This is a genomic window from Bacillus sp. GW823-FHT06A10 (assembly GCF_058795375.1).
Window position 1 is genome coordinate 2,277,099 of sequence record NZ_JBXAHT010000001.1, and the last position, 20,340, is coordinate 2,297,438.

The 20,340-nt window shown below is 33.5% G+C and carries 18 protein-coding genes and 1 pseudogene; 8 read left to right on the forward strand and 11 right to left on the reverse strand.

Translation table 11 applies throughout. The features are described 5' to 3' along the window. Positions 1-134 precede the first annotated feature (134 nt). Positions 135-1,316 (reverse strand): YhgE/Pip domain-containing protein, encoded by a 1,182-nt coding sequence (locus tag AC1Q8M_RS11620; protein WP_098855661.1) that lies wholly within the window; start codon positions 1,314-1,316, stop codon positions 135-137. 171 nt (positions 1,317-1,487) lie between these two features. On the opposite strand from AC1Q8M_RS11620, the gene AC1Q8M_RS11625 reads away from it, so the two are divergent. Next, positions 1,488-2,105 carry a TetR/AcrR family transcriptional regulator gene (locus AC1Q8M_RS11625; protein ID WP_043315287.1) on the forward strand — a complete coding sequence of 206 codons (618 nt, stop codon included), beginning with the start codon at positions 1,488-1,490 and terminating at the stop codon, positions 2,103-2,105. Between the two features lie 55 nt (positions 2,106-2,160). Here AC1Q8M_RS11625 and ppsA read toward each other — a convergent pair whose 3' ends face one another. From ppsA to AC1Q8M_RS11655, 6 genes and pseudogenes are all read right to left on the reverse strand, one after another. After that, the gene (gene ppsA / locus AC1Q8M_RS11630; protein WP_098855660.1) at positions 2,161-4,767 is read right to left on the reverse strand and encodes a phosphoenolpyruvate synthase; all 2,607 of its coding nucleotides are present in this window, start codon (positions 4,765-4,767) and stop codon (positions 2,161-2,163) included. A gap of 119 nt (positions 4,768-4,886) precedes the next feature. After that, a pseudogene (locus AC1Q8M_RS11635) lies at positions 4,887-5,178 on the reverse strand (YolD-like family protein). A gap of 285 nt (positions 5,179-5,463) precedes the next feature. Continuing rightward, complete coding sequence (asnB, locus tag AC1Q8M_RS11640; RefSeq protein WP_002094073.1) at positions 5,464-7,362, reverse strand: asparagine synthase (glutamine-hydrolyzing); 1,899 nt, start codon at positions 7,360-7,362, stop codon at positions 5,464-5,466. A 269-nt stretch (positions 7,363-7,631) separates the two neighbouring features. After that, positions 7,632-8,576 carry a LysR family transcriptional regulator gene (locus AC1Q8M_RS11645; RefSeq protein ID WP_000423358.1) on the reverse strand — a complete coding sequence of 315 codons (945 nt, stop codon included), beginning with the start codon at positions 8,574-8,576 and terminating at the stop codon, positions 7,632-7,634. A 345-nt stretch (positions 8,577-8,921) separates the two neighbouring features. After that, positions 8,922-9,242, reverse strand: a complete 321-nt coding sequence (locus AC1Q8M_RS11650; protein WP_098229956.1) for an iron-sulfur cluster biosynthesis family protein — start codon at positions 9,240-9,242, stop codon at positions 8,922-8,924. Positions 9,243-9,260: 18 nt separating this feature from the next. Next, the gene (locus tag AC1Q8M_RS11655; RefSeq protein ID WP_098366017.1) at positions 9,261-10,172 is read right to left on the reverse strand and encodes a pyridoxamine 5'-phosphate oxidase family protein; all 912 of its coding nucleotides are present in this window, start codon (positions 10,170-10,172) and stop codon (positions 9,261-9,263) included. 714 nt (positions 10,173-10,886) lie between these two features. Between AC1Q8M_RS11655 and AC1Q8M_RS11660 the strand changes: the two genes are divergently transcribed. Both AC1Q8M_RS11660 and AC1Q8M_RS11665 read left to right on the forward strand, forming a co-directional pair. After that, a complete protein-coding gene (locus AC1Q8M_RS11660; protein WP_001174222.1) occupies positions 10,887-11,525 on the forward strand; it encodes an HD domain-containing protein in 639 nt (212 codons plus the stop codon). A 425-nt stretch (positions 11,526-11,950) separates the two neighbouring features. Further along, positions 11,951-12,328, forward strand: coding sequence for a hypothetical protein (locus AC1Q8M_RS11665; RefSeq protein WP_086421785.1), 378 nt, complete (start codon positions 11,951-11,953; stop codon positions 12,326-12,328). Between the two features lie 396 nt (positions 12,329-12,724). On the opposite strand, the gene AC1Q8M_RS11670 is transcribed toward AC1Q8M_RS11665, so the two are convergent. Together AC1Q8M_RS11670 and AC1Q8M_RS11675 are read right to left on the reverse strand one after the other, a co-directional pair. Continuing rightward, the gene (locus AC1Q8M_RS11670; RefSeq protein ID WP_000587495.1) at positions 12,725-13,369 is read right to left on the reverse strand and encodes a LysE family translocator; all 645 of its coding nucleotides are present in this window, start codon (positions 13,367-13,369) and stop codon (positions 12,725-12,727) included. Positions 13,370-13,506: 137 nt separating this feature from the next. Further along, positions 13,507-14,088 (reverse strand): DJ-1/PfpI family protein, encoded by a 582-nt coding sequence (locus AC1Q8M_RS11675; RefSeq protein ID WP_000722336.1) that lies wholly within the window; start codon positions 14,086-14,088, stop codon positions 13,507-13,509. Between the two features lie 142 nt (positions 14,089-14,230). Here AC1Q8M_RS11675 and AC1Q8M_RS11680 point away from each other — a divergent pair, with 142 nt between their 5' ends. The 4 genes from AC1Q8M_RS11680 to AC1Q8M_RS11695 all read left to right on the forward strand — a co-directional run bounded on the left by AC1Q8M_RS11680 (position 14,231) and on the right by AC1Q8M_RS11695 (position 17,854). Beyond that, a complete protein-coding gene (locus AC1Q8M_RS11680; protein ID WP_000372089.1) occupies positions 14,231-14,668 on the forward strand; it encodes an Lrp/AsnC family transcriptional regulator in 438 nt (145 codons plus the stop codon). Positions 14,669-14,773: 105 nt separating this feature from the next. Continuing rightward, a complete protein-coding gene (locus tag AC1Q8M_RS11685) occupies positions 14,774-15,523 on the forward strand; it encodes a glucose 1-dehydrogenase (protein ID WP_098366015.1) in 750 nt (249 codons plus the stop codon). Between the two features lie 685 nt (positions 15,524-16,208). Next, positions 16,209-17,066: an MBL fold metallo-hydrolase gene (locus AC1Q8M_RS11690; RefSeq protein WP_098255852.1), complete on the forward strand. Its 858-nt coding sequence runs from the start codon at positions 16,209-16,211 to the stop codon at positions 17,064-17,066. A gap of 311 nt (positions 17,067-17,377) precedes the next feature. Next, the gene (locus AC1Q8M_RS11695; protein WP_065229029.1) at positions 17,378-17,854 is read left to right on the forward strand and encodes a YndM family protein; all 477 of its coding nucleotides are present in this window, start codon (positions 17,378-17,380) and stop codon (positions 17,852-17,854) included. A gap of 36 nt (positions 17,855-17,890) precedes the next feature. Here AC1Q8M_RS11695 and AC1Q8M_RS11700 read toward each other — a convergent pair whose 3' ends face one another. Both AC1Q8M_RS11700 and sasP read right to left on the reverse strand, forming a co-directional pair. Beyond that, positions 17,891-18,406, reverse strand: coding sequence for a DUF3231 family protein (locus AC1Q8M_RS11700; protein ID WP_000512135.1), 516 nt, complete (start codon positions 18,404-18,406; stop codon positions 17,891-17,893). Between the two features lie 294 nt (positions 18,407-18,700). Beyond that, positions 18,701-18,913 (reverse strand): small acid-soluble spore protein, SasP family, encoded by a 213-nt coding sequence (gene sasP, locus AC1Q8M_RS11705; protein ID WP_000002841.1) that lies wholly within the window; start codon positions 18,911-18,913, stop codon positions 18,701-18,703. A gap of 245 nt (positions 18,914-19,158) precedes the next feature. Between sasP and AC1Q8M_RS11710 the strand changes: the two genes are divergently transcribed. Next, complete coding sequence (locus AC1Q8M_RS11710) at positions 19,159-20,292, forward strand: zinc-dependent alcohol dehydrogenase (RefSeq protein ID WP_000649083.1); 1,134 nt, start codon at positions 19,159-19,161, stop codon at positions 20,290-20,292. Positions 20,293-20,340: the final 48 nt, after the last annotated feature.

A 20,340-nucleotide genomic window follows, 5' to 3' on the forward strand; every position in this document is an offset into this window, starting at 1 on the left:
TTTCAACAATTAGGTGTTTACATTGAGGAAAAGCCAGAAAAATTAACAAACTTTATTATCAGCAAATATTCATTCTTCAGCTTATAGATTTCATCAAAAAAAGCCGTTTCACTAATTAGTGAAACGGCTTTTTTTTAAGCGTTCAATTCTGTTTTATGCCCTTTTACTACACTACGTTTGAATGCAGTTGCTAATATAGTAACCATACTTACTATACCAATCCAAACGAGTACAGTAACAGGTGTATTCCAGCTTACCCCTTTTCCGAAGAAGAAGATTTCTCTTAAGCCTTCGATCATAAATTTCATTGGTAACCATGGGTAAACCCAGTCTTGATAAAACGGAGACAACATCTCAGGTGCTAATGATAATAACGGCGCCCCGAAAAATAGTAATAAAGCGAATAAACCGATTCCTTTTAGCCCAACTAATGAAAGTACCGCAGATATCATTAAGAAGAAACTAAAAGAAGTAATGGATAAGAATAGAGCTGTATCCGTGAAGTTCGAAATATTTAATCCTACCATCCCATCTGCAATCCATGTAAGACCAAATCCAATTACAAGTGCCGCAATAGCTCCTGTTACGATTTGTTTTACTTTCAATATAAAGTTTTCTTTTCGTGAACTTACCGGTATTTTACTAATCGCAATAAAAATAATCGCTGCGCTCGCTAAACTTGCAATCCATAACGGCTGGAACAATGATATTGGTGAGTTACCGTTCGCACTATTTTTGCCGACCTCATTCATATTTTTCACGTTCTTTACAATAGGTGTTACTAATTTCACAGCTTGATCTGTTGTTACAGTATCTCCTTTTGCTTTTAACCCTTCTAATATTTGCGTACGAACATTATTGTTCATATTATCAACGGTCGCCTGTAATATTTGTCCTGCCATAGTTGATGCAGCCGTATTCATTCCTTGATTAATATATATTTCTATCTCAGGTGAAGATGGCTGTGGTGTTCGTAACGACGCTTGTTTTGCGCTAAATTCTTTCGGGATGACTAATGCCGCGTAATACTCTTTATTGTTTAATCCCTTTTGAACGGCTTCTTTATTTTTTACTTCTACCCACTTCACTGCGGGTTCTTCCTCTGATTTCGATGATTTTTTCACCGTATCAACAATTGTTTGCCCCATATTCATTTTCGGTTGATTTGGAATTTCTACACCTTGATCCTCATTTACAATTGCAATTGGCAAGTTTTTCGGCTGCGGTTGAACAGTTGGAAATAACGTTAATGAAAAAATAAAAACAACAAGTAGTGCAATAACTGGTGATAACAATAAAAGTTTATTTTTAAACATCTTCTTTTCTCCTCCTTTAATTTGATTTATAATAATCAACAACGTGTTGTTTATTTATATTTTGAATTATATGTTCGAGTTGAACCTTATACAATAATCAAAAATCGTGAATGTGTCGGTTATAAGACACATTTTCTAAATGTGTTCAGTAAAATTAAGGAGGGACATGCTTTGCGCGATAGTAATTTAGATTTGCGTGTTGTTCGTACGAAAACTGCCATACGGAACGCATTGGTGGAGCTAATTGAAGAAAAGGGTTTTGACGCCATTACAGTGAAAGATATTACAACGAAAGCAAACATAAATCGCGGTACTTTCTATGCGCACTATCAAGATAAATTTGATTTAATGACAAAATGCCAAGAAGACATTATGTACGAGTTTTCTAACATTGCTAAACAGAAATTCCCGGAAGTTATTGCTGACCTTGGAACAAATCCTTCTCCAACAATGCCATTTATACTTATCACTTCTATTCTTGAATTTCTAAATGAAAATAGTGATTTTATGAGAGCTGTACTAAGTCCGAAAGGAGATTTATCTTTCCAAACAAAACTGAAAGACTTTATGTGGAAAACATTATTTGAAGATACGAATGGTCCTCTCATTAATAAGGAGAATTTACTTGTTCCAAGCGAATACTTAACTTCTTATATGGCATCTGCACATATAGGTGTCATCCAGCAATGGTTAAATAATGGACAAAAAGAAACACCTGAGGAGATTGCTCGCTTTTTATCAACTATTGCAGTTCATGGACCTTTTTATGCAGCTGGTTTAAAGAAATAAGTCCGCTATATAATAAAAGATCATCCACTTTAATAGCGGATGATCTTTTATTTCATTACAACACTTCAATATATCCTTCTGTTCCATGTACCCGAATTCGTTGTCCGTCTTTTATTATTTTCGTAGCATTCTCCACACCGACAACTGCCGGTAATCCATATTCACGTGCAATCACTGCTCCATGTGTCATAAGTCCACCAACCTCAGTGACTAACCCTTTTATAGACACAAATAACGGTGTCCAGCCCGGATCAGTAAAAGCAGTAACTAATATATCGCCCTCTTCTAAATTCGCTTCTTCCATGTTTAAAATAACGCGTGCCCTTCCCTCTATAACTCCTGATGAAACAGGCAAACCTACAATCGCATCAGCTGGGAGGTTCTCTCGTTTATATTTACCTGTAATGATTTCTCCATCAGACGTCATTATACGAGGAGGCGTTAGTTTTTCATATAATTTGTAATCATTTTTTTGTTTTTGTATCAGCTCGTAATCTAGTTTATTCGTGCGAACAACTTCGTGAAGCTCTTCAAAAGTTAAATAGTATATATCATCAACTTCATGAATGACACCGCTCTGCACAAGTTGCTCAGCTTCTTTCAGTAACGCCTGCTTATATATGAAATAACGATTAACCATGCCGTATTTTGGATATTCACGATACCCGATACAATTACGGATGTTGCGAATCATACGCTTCGTTTCTTCTACTTTTTGTTTACTATCCGGTAAGTGTTGTAATCGATTTACTAACTCTTCTTCTTTTTTCACAGCTTCCTGCAGCCCTTCTTCAAACTTCCGTTTACTAGCACCATATTCAAAGTCCCTTATATGATTTAAAATCATCGGTATAATTGTAGCTGGCTGTTCACTCCAGCGCGTTTTCGTAATGTCGATTTCTCCGCTGCATCTCATTCCATATTTATTTAGAAAGGCATCGATTGCATCCCGAACTTTTTCCCCGCCTTTAAACTGAATTAATTCATCTAAAAAGCTGTCATCTTCTACATGTTGTAAATACGCAATGACTTCTGGATACGGCCGAATCACATCTGCAACATCTAATAATGCTAAACCCATTTCTGAAGTAATATTATTTTGTACAGATTGTGAAAGTACATCTGCTGCATTCTTTTCCCCTAGCCATTGTTCCATCTTTTCATTAATCCATGATGAAGCATTCATACCTGCCATAATAATAGCTATACTTTGCGAGTTAAATAATACTTTCTTTAATTGCTGAATGTCTTCTAAAATAAAATCAAGTACATCCACCCCTGATTTCGTTTGCATGTTTCGTTTTAACTCTTCTATTGATATTTGACTATTCTTTATTAAATTCGTAACGATTTCCGGATCATTCTCAGGTTGTTGTTGCGAACTTGCAGATGGCACATTTTTACTAAGATCCTTTTCTTTTTCATCATCCGGTAACAATTGAATAAAATCATCTCGCTCGATTATAGTCGTTAATGCATCTCTTACAAGTGGATCCGATTTTCCTAAAGTGTTTATTAAGTAATCTCTGCTAGCAGGTAAAGCTAATTGTTGCATAGCATCAACAAATAACCTGCCTCCCGCTTTACGCATAGGGGCACTAGTCGTTAACAGGAAAAAAGATAAACCTAATGGTTTCATCGCATCGGTCATCATTTGTTGGTGACCAACTGATATATACACGTGATTTTCCCCATCATTTACTTCTGGAATTGGATATAAAGTCGTAATCGGTCTGCTTTGGACTATATAAATTGTATCATGGGCTAAGCACCATTCAATATCTTGCGGACAACCAAAATAAGCTTCGATTTGTCTTCCGATCTGTGCTAGTTGTAAAATTTGTTGTTCAGACAATGTTTGAAGTTTTTGCTGAACCGGATCAATCTGTTTCGTCTCTGTTCCGCCCTCTTTTAAAGCATAAATAGCTATTTTTTTAGTCGCTATCATCGTTTCTGAAATTTCGCCTTCTTTTACTTTATAATTATCGGCAGAGACCAGTCCCGATACTAATGCCTCACCAAGTCCAAAACTGGCATCAATTGATAACACCTTTCGGTTAGAAGTAATCGGATCAGCCGTAAATAAAATGCCCGAAGCCTCAGGGAAAACCATTTTTTGAACGACAACACATATAGAAACTTGATTATGTTTAAAACCATTTTGTATGCGGTACGTAACTGCTCGCTCTGTAAATAAAGACGCCCAGCACTTTCTTACATGCTGTAAAATCGCTTCTTCTCCGATAATATTTAAATACGTATCTTGTTGACCTGCAAATGAAGCATACGGTAAATCTTCAGCCGTCGCACTAGAACGCACGGCATACGCATGTTCATTTCCAAAACGTGAGAGATAATGAGCTACTGCTTCCACTACATCAGTAGGGATTTCTACTGCCATAATGACTTCTCTAATCTTCTTACTCATTTCACCAATTTGAGCACGCTCTTCCATTTTCAACTTTGTTAGCTGCTGCAACAAAGTTTGAAGCTCTTCATTTTGCTCGATAGCCTTTTCATATCCTACCGTTGTAACACAAAAACCTTCGGGTACTTGTATACCTTGAATGTTTGTTAACTCCCCTAAATTCAAACCTTTTCCACCGACGAGCGAAAGCTGCGTGTTTTCTATTTCCTGAAAATCGAGAACAAAAGAACTCATGTAACATCTCTCCTTACTATGCATGTGTTCTTGATTGTAGCAGGAGTCAATACGAATAAATAGTCTATTTCGAACTTGATTTACATGATATAATTAACTTAGGAAGAGATATGCCTCCTCTAATTCACTTCAACTACATCACCAAACTTAAACATCCTTTGATTATGAAAAGCATCCTCCGTCCTCCGTACAAGTAATTGTCTTATTTACTGGATTTATACCAGCTTCTGTTATGTAATTTTTATATAGATAGCTATTTTTATAATATGTAAATAAAACCTCTTCTTCACCTAAATATGAAGTTAACAGCTTATTTTCAATCCTTTCTTTTGCATCTTGCGTTAAGATTGGGCGCGGAATCTTTGTTTGCTCCTGTATCATTTTTTTAATACAGACGAACTGCTCTGGCATACTAGCAAGCAGTTAAATATACTACAGTGTTTTTCCTATCATTTGGTTAGCTGTTATTGAAGTATATACGTTCGTATTTTAATGATGATATGTAATGATTGGTTGAATGTTTCTTACACTGATAAAAAAGGCCAATTCCCTTAGCGTACAGGGAATCGGCCTTTTCTATGTTGAAAATTGCTTAGCGTACGAAATTCACGTTTTGTTGATGCTTTCCCTCCAAGTAAAAATGGACAGTTTTGTTTGAAGGCGTTATATAATTCTTAAATTGATGGACATATAAATTTAAACTAAATTATATACTCGACACTCTTCACTAAATAAATTTGTATCATATGTATGTTCTATATAAATTTGATGCCATACCATAAAGGTTAGTACTGTCCAAATTTTACGACTATGATCACCTTTATCTGTGCGATGTGCCTCCAGTAAGTTTAATACATATTTTTTATCAATTAAATGTTCGGTTTTACTTTCTTTAATAATATTCAGAGCCCAGTCATACATTTCATCTTTTAACCAATGACGGATTGGCACTGGAAAACCGAGTTTCTTACGATCTAGTACATGATCTGGAACAATACCACGTACGGCCTCACGTAAAATAGCCTTTGTAGTTCTATTGGCAATTTTTAATTCTGTTGGAATTTTAGAAGCGACATCAAAGACTTCTTTATCTAGAAATGGAACACGTAATTCTAGTGAGTGAGCTGTAGACATTTTATCCGCTTTTAATAAAATATCTCCACGTAACCATGTGTACATATCAATGTATTGCATTTTACTTACATCATCATAATCCTTAATTTCATTGTACAATGCTTTGGTAACATCCTTATAGTTAACACTTTCATTGTAAGACTTTATTAACTTAATCTTCTCTTCTTCACGAAAGATCTTTGCATTACCATAATAACGTTCTTCAATTGGTGTACATCCACGCTCTAGAAAACTTTTCCCTTTAAACCCTTCTTTAAGTGCTCCACTTAAAGCTTTTAAAACCGTTCTCCCGGAAGTGGGAATGTATGAGAACATTTTTAAAGAGTTTGGCTCACGATAAATATTATATCCGCCAAATAGCTCGTCTGAACCTTCACCAGACAGAACAACTGTTACATGTTTACGTGCTTCTTTTGCAACAAAGTACAATGGTACTGCTGCTGGATCTGCTAATGGGTCATCCATGTGCCACATGATTTTCGGGAATTCATTCATAAATTCTTGTGGTGTTACCAATACACTATAGTTTTTTACTCCTAATTTCTCAGCAGTTTCTTTCGCTACATCTATTTCACTAAATCCACGGTGCTCAAAACCAACAGAGAATGTTAGGAGATTTGGATTTATTTCTTTTGCAATAGAAGCAATAATAGATGAATCAATCCCGCCAGATAAGAATGCACCCACTGGAACATCGCTACGCATATGTACTTTTACTGAGTCATATAATACATCACGAATTGCTCGAATGTGTTCCTCTTTTTTGTTATCTGAAGCATTGAAATATGGTTTCCAGTAGCGATAAACCTCTATCTCTTTTCCAATTTCTTTTATGAAATAATGACCAGGTTCAATTTTATTAATATCATTTGTTAATGTTTCTGGTTCTGGTCCGTATTGGTATGTAAAATAATGTTGGAGAGCAGTTGGATTTACACCCTTATCTTGCATTACATGTAGGATACTTTTCTTTTCAGATGCGAAGAAAGTTATATCGTTCTGTTGTGCAATGTAAAGTGGTTTAATTCCAAAATGATCGCGAGCACCAAATAATTTTTTCTCTTGACGGTCCCAAATTACAAAAGTATACATTCCACGAAGATAATTTACACATTCTTCTTTTACTTGGGCATATAATGCAACAATAACTTCCGTATCTGACTGAGTTGAAAAACATGCTCCCTGTTTAATTAACATTTCACGTAATTCTATATAATTATAAATTTCACCATTGAACATAAGTATATAGCGTTCATTATCATATGCTAGCGGTTGATGTCCCGCATCCAAATCAATAATACTTAACCGTCTAAACCCAAATTGAACATGCTCGTCACGAAAATATCCCTGGTCATCTGGACCACGGTGGTATAACAGATTCGTCATATTTTCAAATTGTATTTTTTCTGTTTCTGAATATCTTTTTGCAGTATTATACAAACATCCTACATAGCCACACATTTTTTTACCTACTTTCAAATTATCTACTCTCTAAAATTTTTATAGTGTAATCCACTTTCAATAAAAGTCAAAAAAATACGCTCGTCAATTAAAGCTTCACAAATAAGTTCTAAGAAATTTAGATAAAAAGGACATTTTTTTGATGATCTAAACTAATTGAAACTTTAATTAAATTATATATCTATAACAAGATAGGGCAATGTTACTTTTTCTATTATAATGATAGATATGTTCTATCTCCCCTCTAATAGTTATTCGAAATTCAATCACTATTTAATTAATTTTCTAATCTGTTCTTTACTTTGTTCAGAAATAGGAAATCCTAATTTTATAATTTCATTTGTAAGCAATTCAATAAAATTTCTAGTGCCAAACCCAATAAATTTATCTCTACGTAAAATAAGGTTAACTTTCCTACTAATTCTAGGATTTACTATAGGAATTGCTAATACATCATTATCTACAGTAATATCAAGTAAAGTTTTAGAGACAATTGTCACGCCAAATCCATTTCTAACAAGATCAAATAACGATTCGATACTAGAGGTCTCAATAATTGGAGACAAGTTTATTTTTTGTGGTAAACATGTATAATTCAATAACTTTCTGCATTCATGACTGTCTGGGAACAAGATTAATGGTAATTTATTCAATTCTGAGAATTGTATTTCTTGTTCATTAACTAGTGAATGGTTATTTGATACCACTAAAAATAACTCTTCTGTATATAATGGTACTTTTACAATTTTTTCATCTTCGAATACGTACTCGGAAGAATCAATTGTAACAGCAAAATTAACCTGATTCTGGTTTATTAATTCTAGTATTTCATCTGAACTTATAATTTTTACTGTTACCTCTGGATAATTTTTATGAAAATCTAATAATAAAGTGGAGACTAAGTCTGTTAGTTCGCCAGGCAAAGTGGCAATTGCTATTTTACCTCCTTTTATCTCCTTTAATTCACTGATTTGTTCTTTTACATTATCTAATGCATTAAAAATATTTTTACATTCGTTGGCTAAAATAGAACCAACGTCAGTTATGGCTATTTTCTTTCCCATGCGGTCAAATAACGGCATACCTATTTCGTCTTCAAGAGCTTTAATTTGATGGCTTAATGTAGGTTGCGTAATACCTAGCTTATCTGCTGCTTTTGTAAAATGAAGTTCTTTATAAAGTGTCATGAAATACTCTAACTGTCTTAATTCCATATAAAAATAATCTCCTTTTTTTAAAAAATAATTATATTTCTTTGCATATCTTTATTCATATTATGAGAAATCCTTAATTTTTCAGCCTTATAATCGCTCCGTACTCTCCCTTTACTGTATTATTGCCTAAATGTTCTATTCCTTCATTTATAAAAAAACGTAACTTTCTCTAATTAAATTTACTAGAGAAAATTACGCTTTTGTTATTTGGGATTCGATAATAAATTTTCTTAGTGGGTATATTTAATGTCCTATAGCCTTTCCCTTACAAAAATTTAGTTGGCTATATATGATTTATTTCACCTTTCAGCTTAAAAATTTCTATCTATTTAACAATGAGTACCCTTATTTTTCAATTTCTAAAGGGATGTTGTGACTATAAGTTTGACTAGAGCTTCTAATTTGAAACCCTTCAAAGAAATCAATAGTTAAATTATCATCAAGAAAAGCTAAAGAGGCTTTGTTTATATAAAATGATTTCCAGTTTGTTTGAATTTCTTCGAAACCTACATCTGATTTAATTAATTGTATTCTTACAACCCCATCCAATGGACGCCCGCAGCCTCCCATTTCATATTGTAGAAATCGAAAATGGTTAGGATATTTAGTCTCTAAACTTTCGAAATGTTTAATAGCAGCTTCTGTAACAGTAACATTAATTTGCATAATATTTTCCCGCCTTTTCTATTTTGGATTGAAAGTAGAATAATTCAAAAATTCCCAATTATAAGATTCATAACAAAGCGCTTCAAGTACTTCAATTATTTGAAATTGTACTAAACGTTGCGCACCAGGAAACTTTGAGAGATTATCTTTATCCATGTTCCAAATGATACTTGCTTCTCCTGTGATTTGTAATGTATCCCCAGTATTAAAATCAAAAAACAATAACCCAACATTTGGATTTTGGACAATATTTCCTAAAGTATTGAACAACATGTTTCCTGAGTAATCTGGAAATATAATTGTTTTTTCATTAATGACATGAACAAATCCTGGCATCCCACCCCTATGGGAAATGTCCATCTTTCCCTCAGAACTTGCACTTGCAATAATAAAAGTATCGGATTCACTAATCCAATTCTGTTGCTTTTTATTTAAAGTGTTACGCGGATGAAGTTTCTTATTTACAATTTCTTCAACAGCTTTATATTCGAATCTTCTCGCCTGTATATATTTAGGACAATTACCGAATACTTGTTCAATTTTGATTTCAAAGTTTCCATCTGGATAAATCATCGAAACCTTACCATTTATTCGTATTCTTATTCTGGAAGCAAAATCAATTACTAAAATTCCTACTTCCTTGTGTTGTAAAATATTAAAAAATAAAGGATCACCTTCATTTATTTTTGTATTGATTTTAACTAAGTCAGCTTTGATAGCTTGTATGATACCAGGGTTTCCTGCTAAAAATGAACTCCAAACTCTCCCCTTTTGATCCATAGAAGATACCACGAATGAATTCTGTCCATTTAGAAAATTCATGAACTTTTTCGGCATTGTCTGTTGAATCATTGTACTTGCAGTGCTTGCAATCTTTTGTACACCTAGTAAATCGTGTACAGTACGCTCTCCAGAATGAAAAACCTCCATTTATTATTCCTCCAATCTACTTTGCAATAGCGGACTAGCTAAAACACCTTCAAATACTTAAATGAAATAAAAAACATCGTATTCCCCAAAAATGTAAAGCGAACATTGATAATATAAGCTTTGCCATCAACAAGCTTTCATTACTTTTTATTAATATACATAGAAGAATGAAAGCCATTCACTACAAGAAAATAACTTCATTTCACACTAGTCCTCTTTTGCAAAAGCATAATGGATTCAAAGGATTACCTTTAAGTTCTAACCTAAATATATACAGATATCTTTACGTTTAAAGCCACGCTTTACAAGATACTTTATATACCCCTTATCGTGAGATTTTTATCTATTAAAGTTACTTATCATTTCGTATTGCTATCTTGTAAAGCAACTTCAGTTTAACTCTCAGTTACCTATTAATCAATTCTATAATTTCTATAGTTAACATAGATATCATCTATCATTTTAAGTACATAAAACATTTATATTAAGGATAGATTTAATTCGTAAAATAGGAGGCGCCAAAGTTTTTTAAGTTAAAAGTAGTTATTTGGGTTTGTTTCTTTATGATTTATTGAAACCTTAATCATAGATACCTTCTATGAAAACGATAGAAATGATTACATTGATAAATAATAGATGCTTTATATAATTAAGTTAAGCTCATGAGCTAGCAAGAAAATGGACAATATCAATTATTTATAGGAGGCAATTTATATGCAAAAAACAGTTGCAGGTATAGTAATTCCAGATAGTAAAATAGCAGTAGAGGCGCAAGAAATTCTTCGTGAATATGGTAACGATTTACTATGGAATCATTCAAATCGTGTTTACTTATTCGGTGCTCTTCAAGGAAAAAAAGCTGATCTTAAGTATGATGAAGAGCTATTATATGTTAGTGCTCTATTCCATGATCTTGGGCTCACAAAGAAATTTAGTAGTCCAGACAAACGTTTTGAAGTAGATGGTGCAAATGCTGCACGTAGTTTCCTTCAACAACATGGCATGGATAATGAGTCAATTAGACTGGTTTGGGATTCGATTGCACTTCACACAACGATTGGAATTGCTGAATATAAAGAACCCCAAGTTTCATTAATTTATTCTGGGGTAGGTTACGATGTTATGGGAGATGGGTATGACGAAATTTCAGAGGAAATTCGTGAACAAGTTGTATCTGCTTTCCCTCGAGATAATTTCAAACAAAAAATCCTTCCTGCTTTCCTTGAAGGTTTCGCTCATAAACCTGAAACTACTTTCGGAAATATTAAAGCAGATGTTTGCTCATTGCTTCTTCCAGGCTTTAAACGCAAAAATTTCTGTGATTGCGTTTTACATTCACCTTGGAAAGAATAGTCATTACACTTATGACTATTAGAAAAAGGAAATATCTACAAAATAAGTTGGTTACGATTTTGCTTCCTTTTTATATAAAAATTAGAACGAGCTAATTAATTTCTAATTTAATGTAGTGAAATATTACTCATAGAGATAAAAAGCTTGCCATTTTCATTAATGGCAAGCTTTTTTAAGCAAATAATATCTAATAATAGAAGGATCAATTTTTGGGCACTCCATACATGCCCACCAACCTAAGATTTTGAAGTATCCCCAAAACGAAAATTTTATCCTTTCATAGTTGTCCATAGAAATTCAGTTCATTTTTTTCGTGTTGAGAAAGAATGTATTTCTTAGCTTAATAGCAATGTAGTGCTACTCCAGCTTAAAAATATTATTAGGTAACACAATATAAAATCAAACAGTTAAAGGAGCAATAATCTATGTTAAAACTTGTGCATAACGAGACCCACCCTACATTCTTTGAGCAATTTTTCTTTGAAAATCCTGTTCAAAATGATGTTTTTATAATTGAAGTTAACAAAAAACATTTCTTTTTCGAATACGATGCTGTGATTGCTATGATCAAAAAATCAAACTCAAAACAACAAGAATATGTTAAAAGACAACTGCAAATGTATCACTATTTAAGCCAGGACTTAAGAACTTGTTTACAAGCAATCGCAACAGATTACATAAGAAGAATTTTCGAAGAGAACAAAAAAATGGAATGCAAGATTGGAGCCTCACACTCCATCCAACACATGAACTATAGAAGAAACTTATCCAAAGTGGCAAAATGGAGAACTAACGGGAGTTAAGTTCGGGGCTATTGAAACTAAAGAAAAATACTTTTTATAAAATAGTGAAAGAATATGGAGAAAACGAAGTGGCAACTAACTTATAAAGAATTGAAGCCGAAAGTTACTTAAAGTAGAAAATTCGGCTTCTTTTATATCGAAGTTTGCTTAGCGTATATTTTCGTTAAAATACGGGTAGTACCTCATCGCTATCGAGCTAAGCTCATACAACATCAATTATAGTAGAGGTCGTTTCTTTTTCTAAAGGCTACGTGTAAGGAATTTAAAAACCCCCTCAGGGATCAATGAATTCCTAAGGGGGTGCCTACATGATATAACATATTTACAATTACGTTACGTTTAAAATACGTATCTTTTTCATTTACCTTATAACCATCCTATTTAAGTGTATAAGAACTATGCTTTTGAGATAAAAGTCATTACTTGTTTTATAAACTCGTAACCAAAATAACCACTAAATCCGAATAGGACTATTGCGGCAAATATAGATACCCTTTTAATAAAGGTTGGATTTAGAAAACGTCTAGTAAAATGAACAAAGCTTAATAAGATCATATCATGCATTAAGATACCTAATAAAATACCTACAGCTATTAATATAAATGTAGATGTGCTTGCATTACCTAATGAAGAAACTAGAACCGGACCAAAGACCCCTATCCAAAATACAATATTAGCCGGTGATATAGCAATCATAAAACCAGATAAATAAGCTGATAATAAAGATTTATTAGGATCTTCTCCCTCCATGTTAACTTCTGACTTTGCCTCTTTAATACTTTCTATTCCAATAAACATTAAAAATACAAAACCTAGTAGCCACATAACTGTTTCTACCCATGGGTTGGTTAATACACTAGAGAACCCTAGATAAATCAGAACTATTAAAGATAAATCTACAGTCATTCCTCCTATACCTACAAACCAACCATGTACGAAACCATTTCTCATTCCTTGTTTAGTCATTTGGACTGTCATAGCACCTGCAGGTATCGCTAAAGATAAACCTAACAATATATATGTGAAAAGTGTTATAATCATAAAAATTCTCCTATTATAAGTATTGTAATAATCAAACCCTTTTTCTTTTTCCTCGGGTTCAGCAAATAGAGCTAGAGCACGGCGACTTTTCACATTACTTCTAGCAAGCACAAAAAACTCACAAAAAGAATAAATGCCTAAAATCCCATAAGGTCCTTTACATGTTCAGCATTCTTTTTAGATGTTAATTTTTCAAGTAATAAAAACGCAACATCAAAAGCTGTGCCTGGATTTGATGATGTAATAATATTTCCATCTTGTACTATTAAATCATTTTGTACTATTGCACCAAAATTCTTTAACTGCTCTTTTCGTTTACTCGTTGGATGACTGTATGTGGTAGCTTTTTTACCTACAAGAATTCCACTTTTGCCAAGCGTTAATGATGCAACACAAATACTGGCAATAGGCTTCTGCTTGGCATAAAAATGTTGAATAACATGTAAGAATTCTCTACTGTATGCATCCCGATAAAAACCCGCCTCTTCAAATCCTCCTGGAATAGCTAGTGCATCAAATTCATCTAATTGAATATCATCAACCGTTTTTTCCGGTATGACAGTAAAATTCCAAGTACAAGTTAATTTATTCCGAAGACCAACTGTTACGACCTCGGTTGATCCATCTCCCTCCCATTTATTCCAGCCTAGTACATCTGTAAATACACTAGCTTCTACTGCTTCAAACCCGTCAGCTAATAATAATAAAATCTTTTTCATATCGTAAACCGCCTCCTTCTACCCTTATTTTATACAAGTATAGAAGGCTGATAAATAAGTTCAATAAGGATATTTGATTGTTCGGCTTTATTTTATAAAGAATTTAGGTTATTCTATTTTATAAAAAAAGGTTGGGTAATTTATGGATCAAATTGATAAAAAAATCGTGGGACTATTACAGTCAAATGCAAAAATTTCAATGAAGGATTTAGCGGAAGCGGTTCACTTATCTTCCCCGTCAGTAACTGAGCGAGTACGAAAGTTAGAGGAACAACAAATTATTGAAGGTTACCATGCACATGTTTCTCTAAAAAAAATAAATCGTCCAATTTCTGCACTTATACTGTTTAAATCAACAAATTGTAAATCATTATCTAACTTTTGCTATAATCATCCAGATGTACTCGAGTGTTATAGAGTAGCAGGAGAAATTAGCTATATTGTCAAAATAGCAACACATTCTGTAGAAAGTTTAGAACAATTTATTGATGATTCAATGCAATATGGTACTCCATCAACGAATATTGTGTTATCTTCTTATGAAAAAAAGATAATTACTCCTTTTATTAGTGAAGAGTAAAAATACTAGCATAATTAATTAACTATTGCTTATGCAGAAGGATAATTTTTGTATGTTATATAAAAAAATAAAGACGTTATATTTTTTTAAAGGAGTGTAATTACAATGAATTTTTCTAATAAATCAGTGATCATAACAGGGGCTGGAAATGGAATCGGGAGAGAAATTGCTTTACATTATGCAGAAAAAGGGGCCAATGTTATTTTAGCAGATATAGACGAAAAAGCAGGTGCAAAAACAGTTACTAAGATAAAAGAACAGGGTAAAGAAGCACTTTTCGTACAAACAGATATAAGGCTCGAAACAAATATTATTCGATTAATGGAAGTAGCTAATCAAACATACGGTCAGATAGATATTTTAATCAATAATGCCGGAAAAGAGTTATTCAAGTCCCCTTACGATATTTCGTTAGAAGAATGGGACGATGTGATCAATACAAACTTAAGAGGTGTTTTCTTGGGTTCGCGTGAAGCAGCAAAGTATATGCGTCATAACAAAGAAGGTGGATCTATTGTGAATATCGCCTCTACAAGGGCGATTATGTCTGAGCCAAATTCAGAATCTTATGCTGCCACAAAAGGTGGGATCGTTGCTATTACACATGCGCTCGCAGCCTCATTTAGCGAAGATAGGATTACAGTGAATGCTATTTCCCCAGGTTGGATTGAAACAGGAGATTATTCAAAATTAAGTAAAATTGATCATGAACAGCACCTATCAAAGCGTGTAGGAACACCAGATGATATTGCACGAGCCTGTCTGTATTTAACAGCCAGTGAAAATGATTTTGTTACAGGTATAAACCTTGTCGTAGACGGTGGAATGACGAGGAAAATGATGTATGAGGAATAGGCGGTAATCAATCAAGAAATACAGATTCGCTATCAATAAAGCCTACTTTATCCAAGGTGATTTACCGAATCATCATGTGAATTTGAAATACAATTGAACTGTCTATAAAAAAGATGAACCGGAATTTCCTATCTCTAATAAAGAAGGGGTTTCTGTTTTTCTTTCGGATGAAACATTTGAAAGTGAATAAAAACCATGAAGTACTCAATGCAAGGACACCAACTACACTAAGAGCGTTAGTTAGATAAAAAATAGAATATATCATATAGCTAGTAAGAGATAGTAGTATCACTGAAAGGACTGTTAATAGCTATTGAAAAGCATAATTTAATCAATCTCAATTACATCACAAAACTTAAATATCCTTTGATTATAAAAAGCATCGGTACAAGTAATCGCCTCATTTAATAGATTTCTATTAGCTACTGTTCTGTATTTTTTATAAAAATATATTAAAATATTCAGATGAATCTTTTATTAACTCATAACCCCTCCTCAAAAAATAGTAAAAACTACACTTGTGAAATCAATATTTTCTGTTTGCACTTTATATAAATCGATATGTCTCCACCTTAATTTTTGTTTTTTGTAATCCCCACTAATTCTTTTCTCAAATCCCCCAAAATGGATTTGAGAAATTAGGGAACTATAATGTCGTATTGAAACATATTAAGGGGGACAAAAGGTGAACAAGGAAATGAATTATGGAAGTGATTACAAATTTATTCCAGCAACTTCAATTGAAAGTGGTCACGGCATCGAAGTATTACCTGATTTATTTTGCTACACGATTCAAATCGTCAACATATGTTTTGTTGGGAATCCGCATACCGATGATTTTGTTTTAGTTGACGCTGGAATGCCTAAATGTGCAAATGAAATTATCTCTGTTACTGAGGAGCGATTTGGTACAAATAGCCGTCCAAAAGCAATTATTTTAACTCATGGGCATTTTGATCATGTTGGAGGAATAATTGAACTCATTAAATATTGGGATGTTCCAGTCTATGCCCATCAAATGGAGATACCGTTTTTGACTGGACAACAAAGCTATCCTGAACCAGATCCAACAGTTGAAGGTGGTATGGTAGCGAAAATGTCTCCCCTGTTCCCTAATGAACCGATTGATTTAGGAAATAGCGTAAAAGCACTACCTATCGATGGAACTGTTCCCCATATGCCAGAGTTTAGATGGATTCATACACCAGGGCATACTCCTGGGCATATTTCATTATTCCGAGAGAAAGACCGAACTTTAATTGCTGGGGACGCTTTTGTTACAGTGAAACAGGAGTATCTGTATAAAGTAATAACTCAAGAACAGGAAATAAGCGGTCCGCCTCGTTATTTAACAACAGACTGGAAAGCTGCTAAAGGGTCAGTTATTAAGCTAGAGAAGTTAAAGCCTCTAACCGCTGTTACTGGACATGGGATACCGATGTCAGGTGACTTGCTATCAACAAGCCTCAAAACACTTGTTCAAGAATTTGATAAAATTGCTGTACCTGATTACGGAAAATATATAGATAAAAAGATGCATTAAATGCGGAAATACTTTGTTTGTTTTTATATTAACGAATCAAAATATAATGCAAAATCAAAACACAAAAAAATATTAAGTTTAATATAAAAAACATTGCACTTAGGCAACATCACTATTATAAGAATGGAACTACCCTTTGTGAATAAAACACGATATTCCGCAAATACTATCTATAGTATAAGCCTGCTTCTTACCTAGGTTGTACTTCTTACCATTAAAGGGTGATTAAAACGGGTTACGCTATATAAAAGCATAATCCGTTTTTAATGAAATATTGTATTCCATATACGTTTAAACAATGGAGGAAAATGATGAAACATATTGTTGCCTTATTAATTAAATACACAGCGATAACTGCAGTATTGCTAATCATGCTCAGTATCTTTCAAGGCATTTCAATTCCTAGAGTATTACTAATTTCTCTTTTTCTTACGGGAGCTGCCTATTTAATCGGAGACCTCTTCATTTTACCTAAATACGGAAATATGATTGCTACAATGGCAGATTTCGGCTTAAGCTTTTTCGGAACTTGGTTACTAACATCCTTGTTTACTAATTTAGATGCTACTCGTAACATTGGACTTTCTTCATTTATAGCCGCTTTAATTATTGGTGGAACAGAAGTTTTCTTCCACATTTATATGAAGAGGCTAGTGCTACGTAACGACGATAAATTAACAAATCACAATCATATTCAACATAATAAATATGCTATGGAAATGTCAGATGAATATATAGATTCTTCCACAATAAATAAATCCAAGCTTGAGGATACATCTAAAAAATAAAAAAGTGGCCAACGCCACTTTTTTTATTTTTATTTATTACGCTTGATCAGAATTTCTTACATGTAATGGAGGTGGAACTACCCATCCCTTTTTCTTACTTAAACGTAGCAGAGTTACACCTGCCTGCGCTTTTTTCATATGAAATTGTCCAAATAACATGCCTACATCTTCTCGAAGACATTTTCCCATTACTTGACTACATGTCACAAGTCCAGCTGCTAGCCCTGCAGAAACAGCAGCAGCAATTTCAACATCATTAATACGTGCCCCTGGGGGAATGTCTTCGATAGATGCAACTGGTCGTTCTGGAGGAGCAGGCGGTAAAGCTACCCCATTAATCTTTAAAAGAGTTTTTAACTCTTCTACTTCTGAATTCATATCATTTTCAATTAAGCTTTCTAAAAACTTCTTCAAATCTTCGTCACCTGTGTGGTTCATAAATACTTGATGGCTTGCAATTGCACCTTGTGCTGCTAAAAGATAACTCCAAATATCAAATACTTCTCCGTAATGTAACGGTTCATTTTGAGGATTTCCACTTAAAATACCCATTTTTAAATTCCTCCCTTTCGAAAATATCATAATAAATATTGATTTCAATATTGAAATCAAATTTTTAAGTATGCTTTTTCCTGCAAAAGATTTTCTACTATGCATGGAAAACACCTTTCCAACACTGCGTGTTTATTGTTTAGGAAAGTCGTTTACAAATAAAATACTCAAAGATTATGAAAGAAGATTATCAATAATCTTTGAGTGAGAATCTGTTTAATATAAGGTTTTTTATTTTTATGAATACACAAAAGAAATTGATTTACATATTTGCTATATTTTATGCCAATTTACTTAGCGGTTAGCTCTACCACCAAGTTGTTGTTCTGCCATTGCTACTAAACGCTTTGTAATTTCACCACCAACAGATCCGTTTGAACGAGCTGTTGTATCTGCACCAAGTTGTACACCAAACTCTTGTGCAATTTCATATTTCATTTGATCAAGAGCTTGTTCAGCGCCTCGAACTAATAATTCATTACGACTTCCACTATTATTATTTGCCATATCGTTTCACCTCCAATGTTTTTAATATGCTACAAATTATGAAATAATAATTATCCTTTTTATGGGAATTAAATTATGTATAAATATTGAGTTTCTTCTTAAAATAGGGCAAAGACATAAGAAAGAAGAGCTACTATAACGTACTTTCATAACAACAATATGTATAAATTTCTCTTTACTAAAGATTTCTGTTTTGCCAAGAGATACATATAAATTATGAAAAATAATTTATAAGGAGATATGAGATGAAAGCTGTAACCTATCAAGGACCAAACCAAGTACAAGTTAAACAAGTTGATGATGCGAAGTTAGAGAAAAAAGACGATATTATTGTAAAAATTACTTCAACCGCTATTTGCGGTTCTGATTTACATTTATATCAAGGGAACATGCCTTTACCGCAAGGGTACATTATTGGTCATGAACCAATGGGCATTGTTGAAGAAGTTGGTCCAGATGTTACTAAAGTGAAAAAAGGAGATCGTGTTGTCATCCCCTTCAACGTTTCTTGTGGACATTGTTTCTATTGCCAACATGAAATGGAAAGCCAATGTGATAACTCCAATCCTCATTATGATTCTGGTGGATACTTTGGTTATACAGAGAAATTTGGTAACCATCCAGGCGGACAAGCAGAATATTTAAAAGTTCCTTTTGGAAATTTCACTCCATTTGTTATACCGGAATCATGCGAACTTGAAGATGAATCTTTACTGTTTTTATCCGATGTTTTGCCAACAGCCTATTGGAGTGTAATAAACGCAGGTGTTAAGCCAGGTGATACTGTTATCGTCCTAGGTTGTGGACCTGTTGGATTAATGACACAAAAATTTGCTTGGATGCAAGGTGCTAAGCGCGTAATCGCAGTCGATTACTTAGATTATCGTATAAATTATGCAAAAAAGATTAACAATGTTGAGGTATTTGAGTTTACAAAATTTCCCGATATGGGAGAACATTTAAAGGAAATCACACATGGCGGTGCCGATGTAGTCATTGATTGCGTGGGCATGGATGGAAAAAAATCGCCACTAGAATTTCTAGAACAAAAGTTAAAATTACAAGGCGGAACTCTCGGTCCTATTCAAATCGCTACGAAAGCCGTAAGAAAATATGGAACGGTTCAAATGACTGGCGTTTATGGTGGCAATTATAATGCATTTCCACTCGGAGCATTTTGGGTTAGAAATATTAATCTTAAAATGGGACAAGCACCTGTTATTCATTTTATGCCGGAACTATTTGAAAAAATAACAAATAAAGAATTTGATCCAAAAGAGATTATTACACACAAAATCCCCCTTGAAGAAGCAAGCTACGGTTATCAAATTTTTAATAATCGTGAAGATGATTGTATTAAAGTTATTTTAAAACCTTGAAAATTGTTATGTGACTGAACCTTTTATTTTTCTATGCAGTAGACTGCT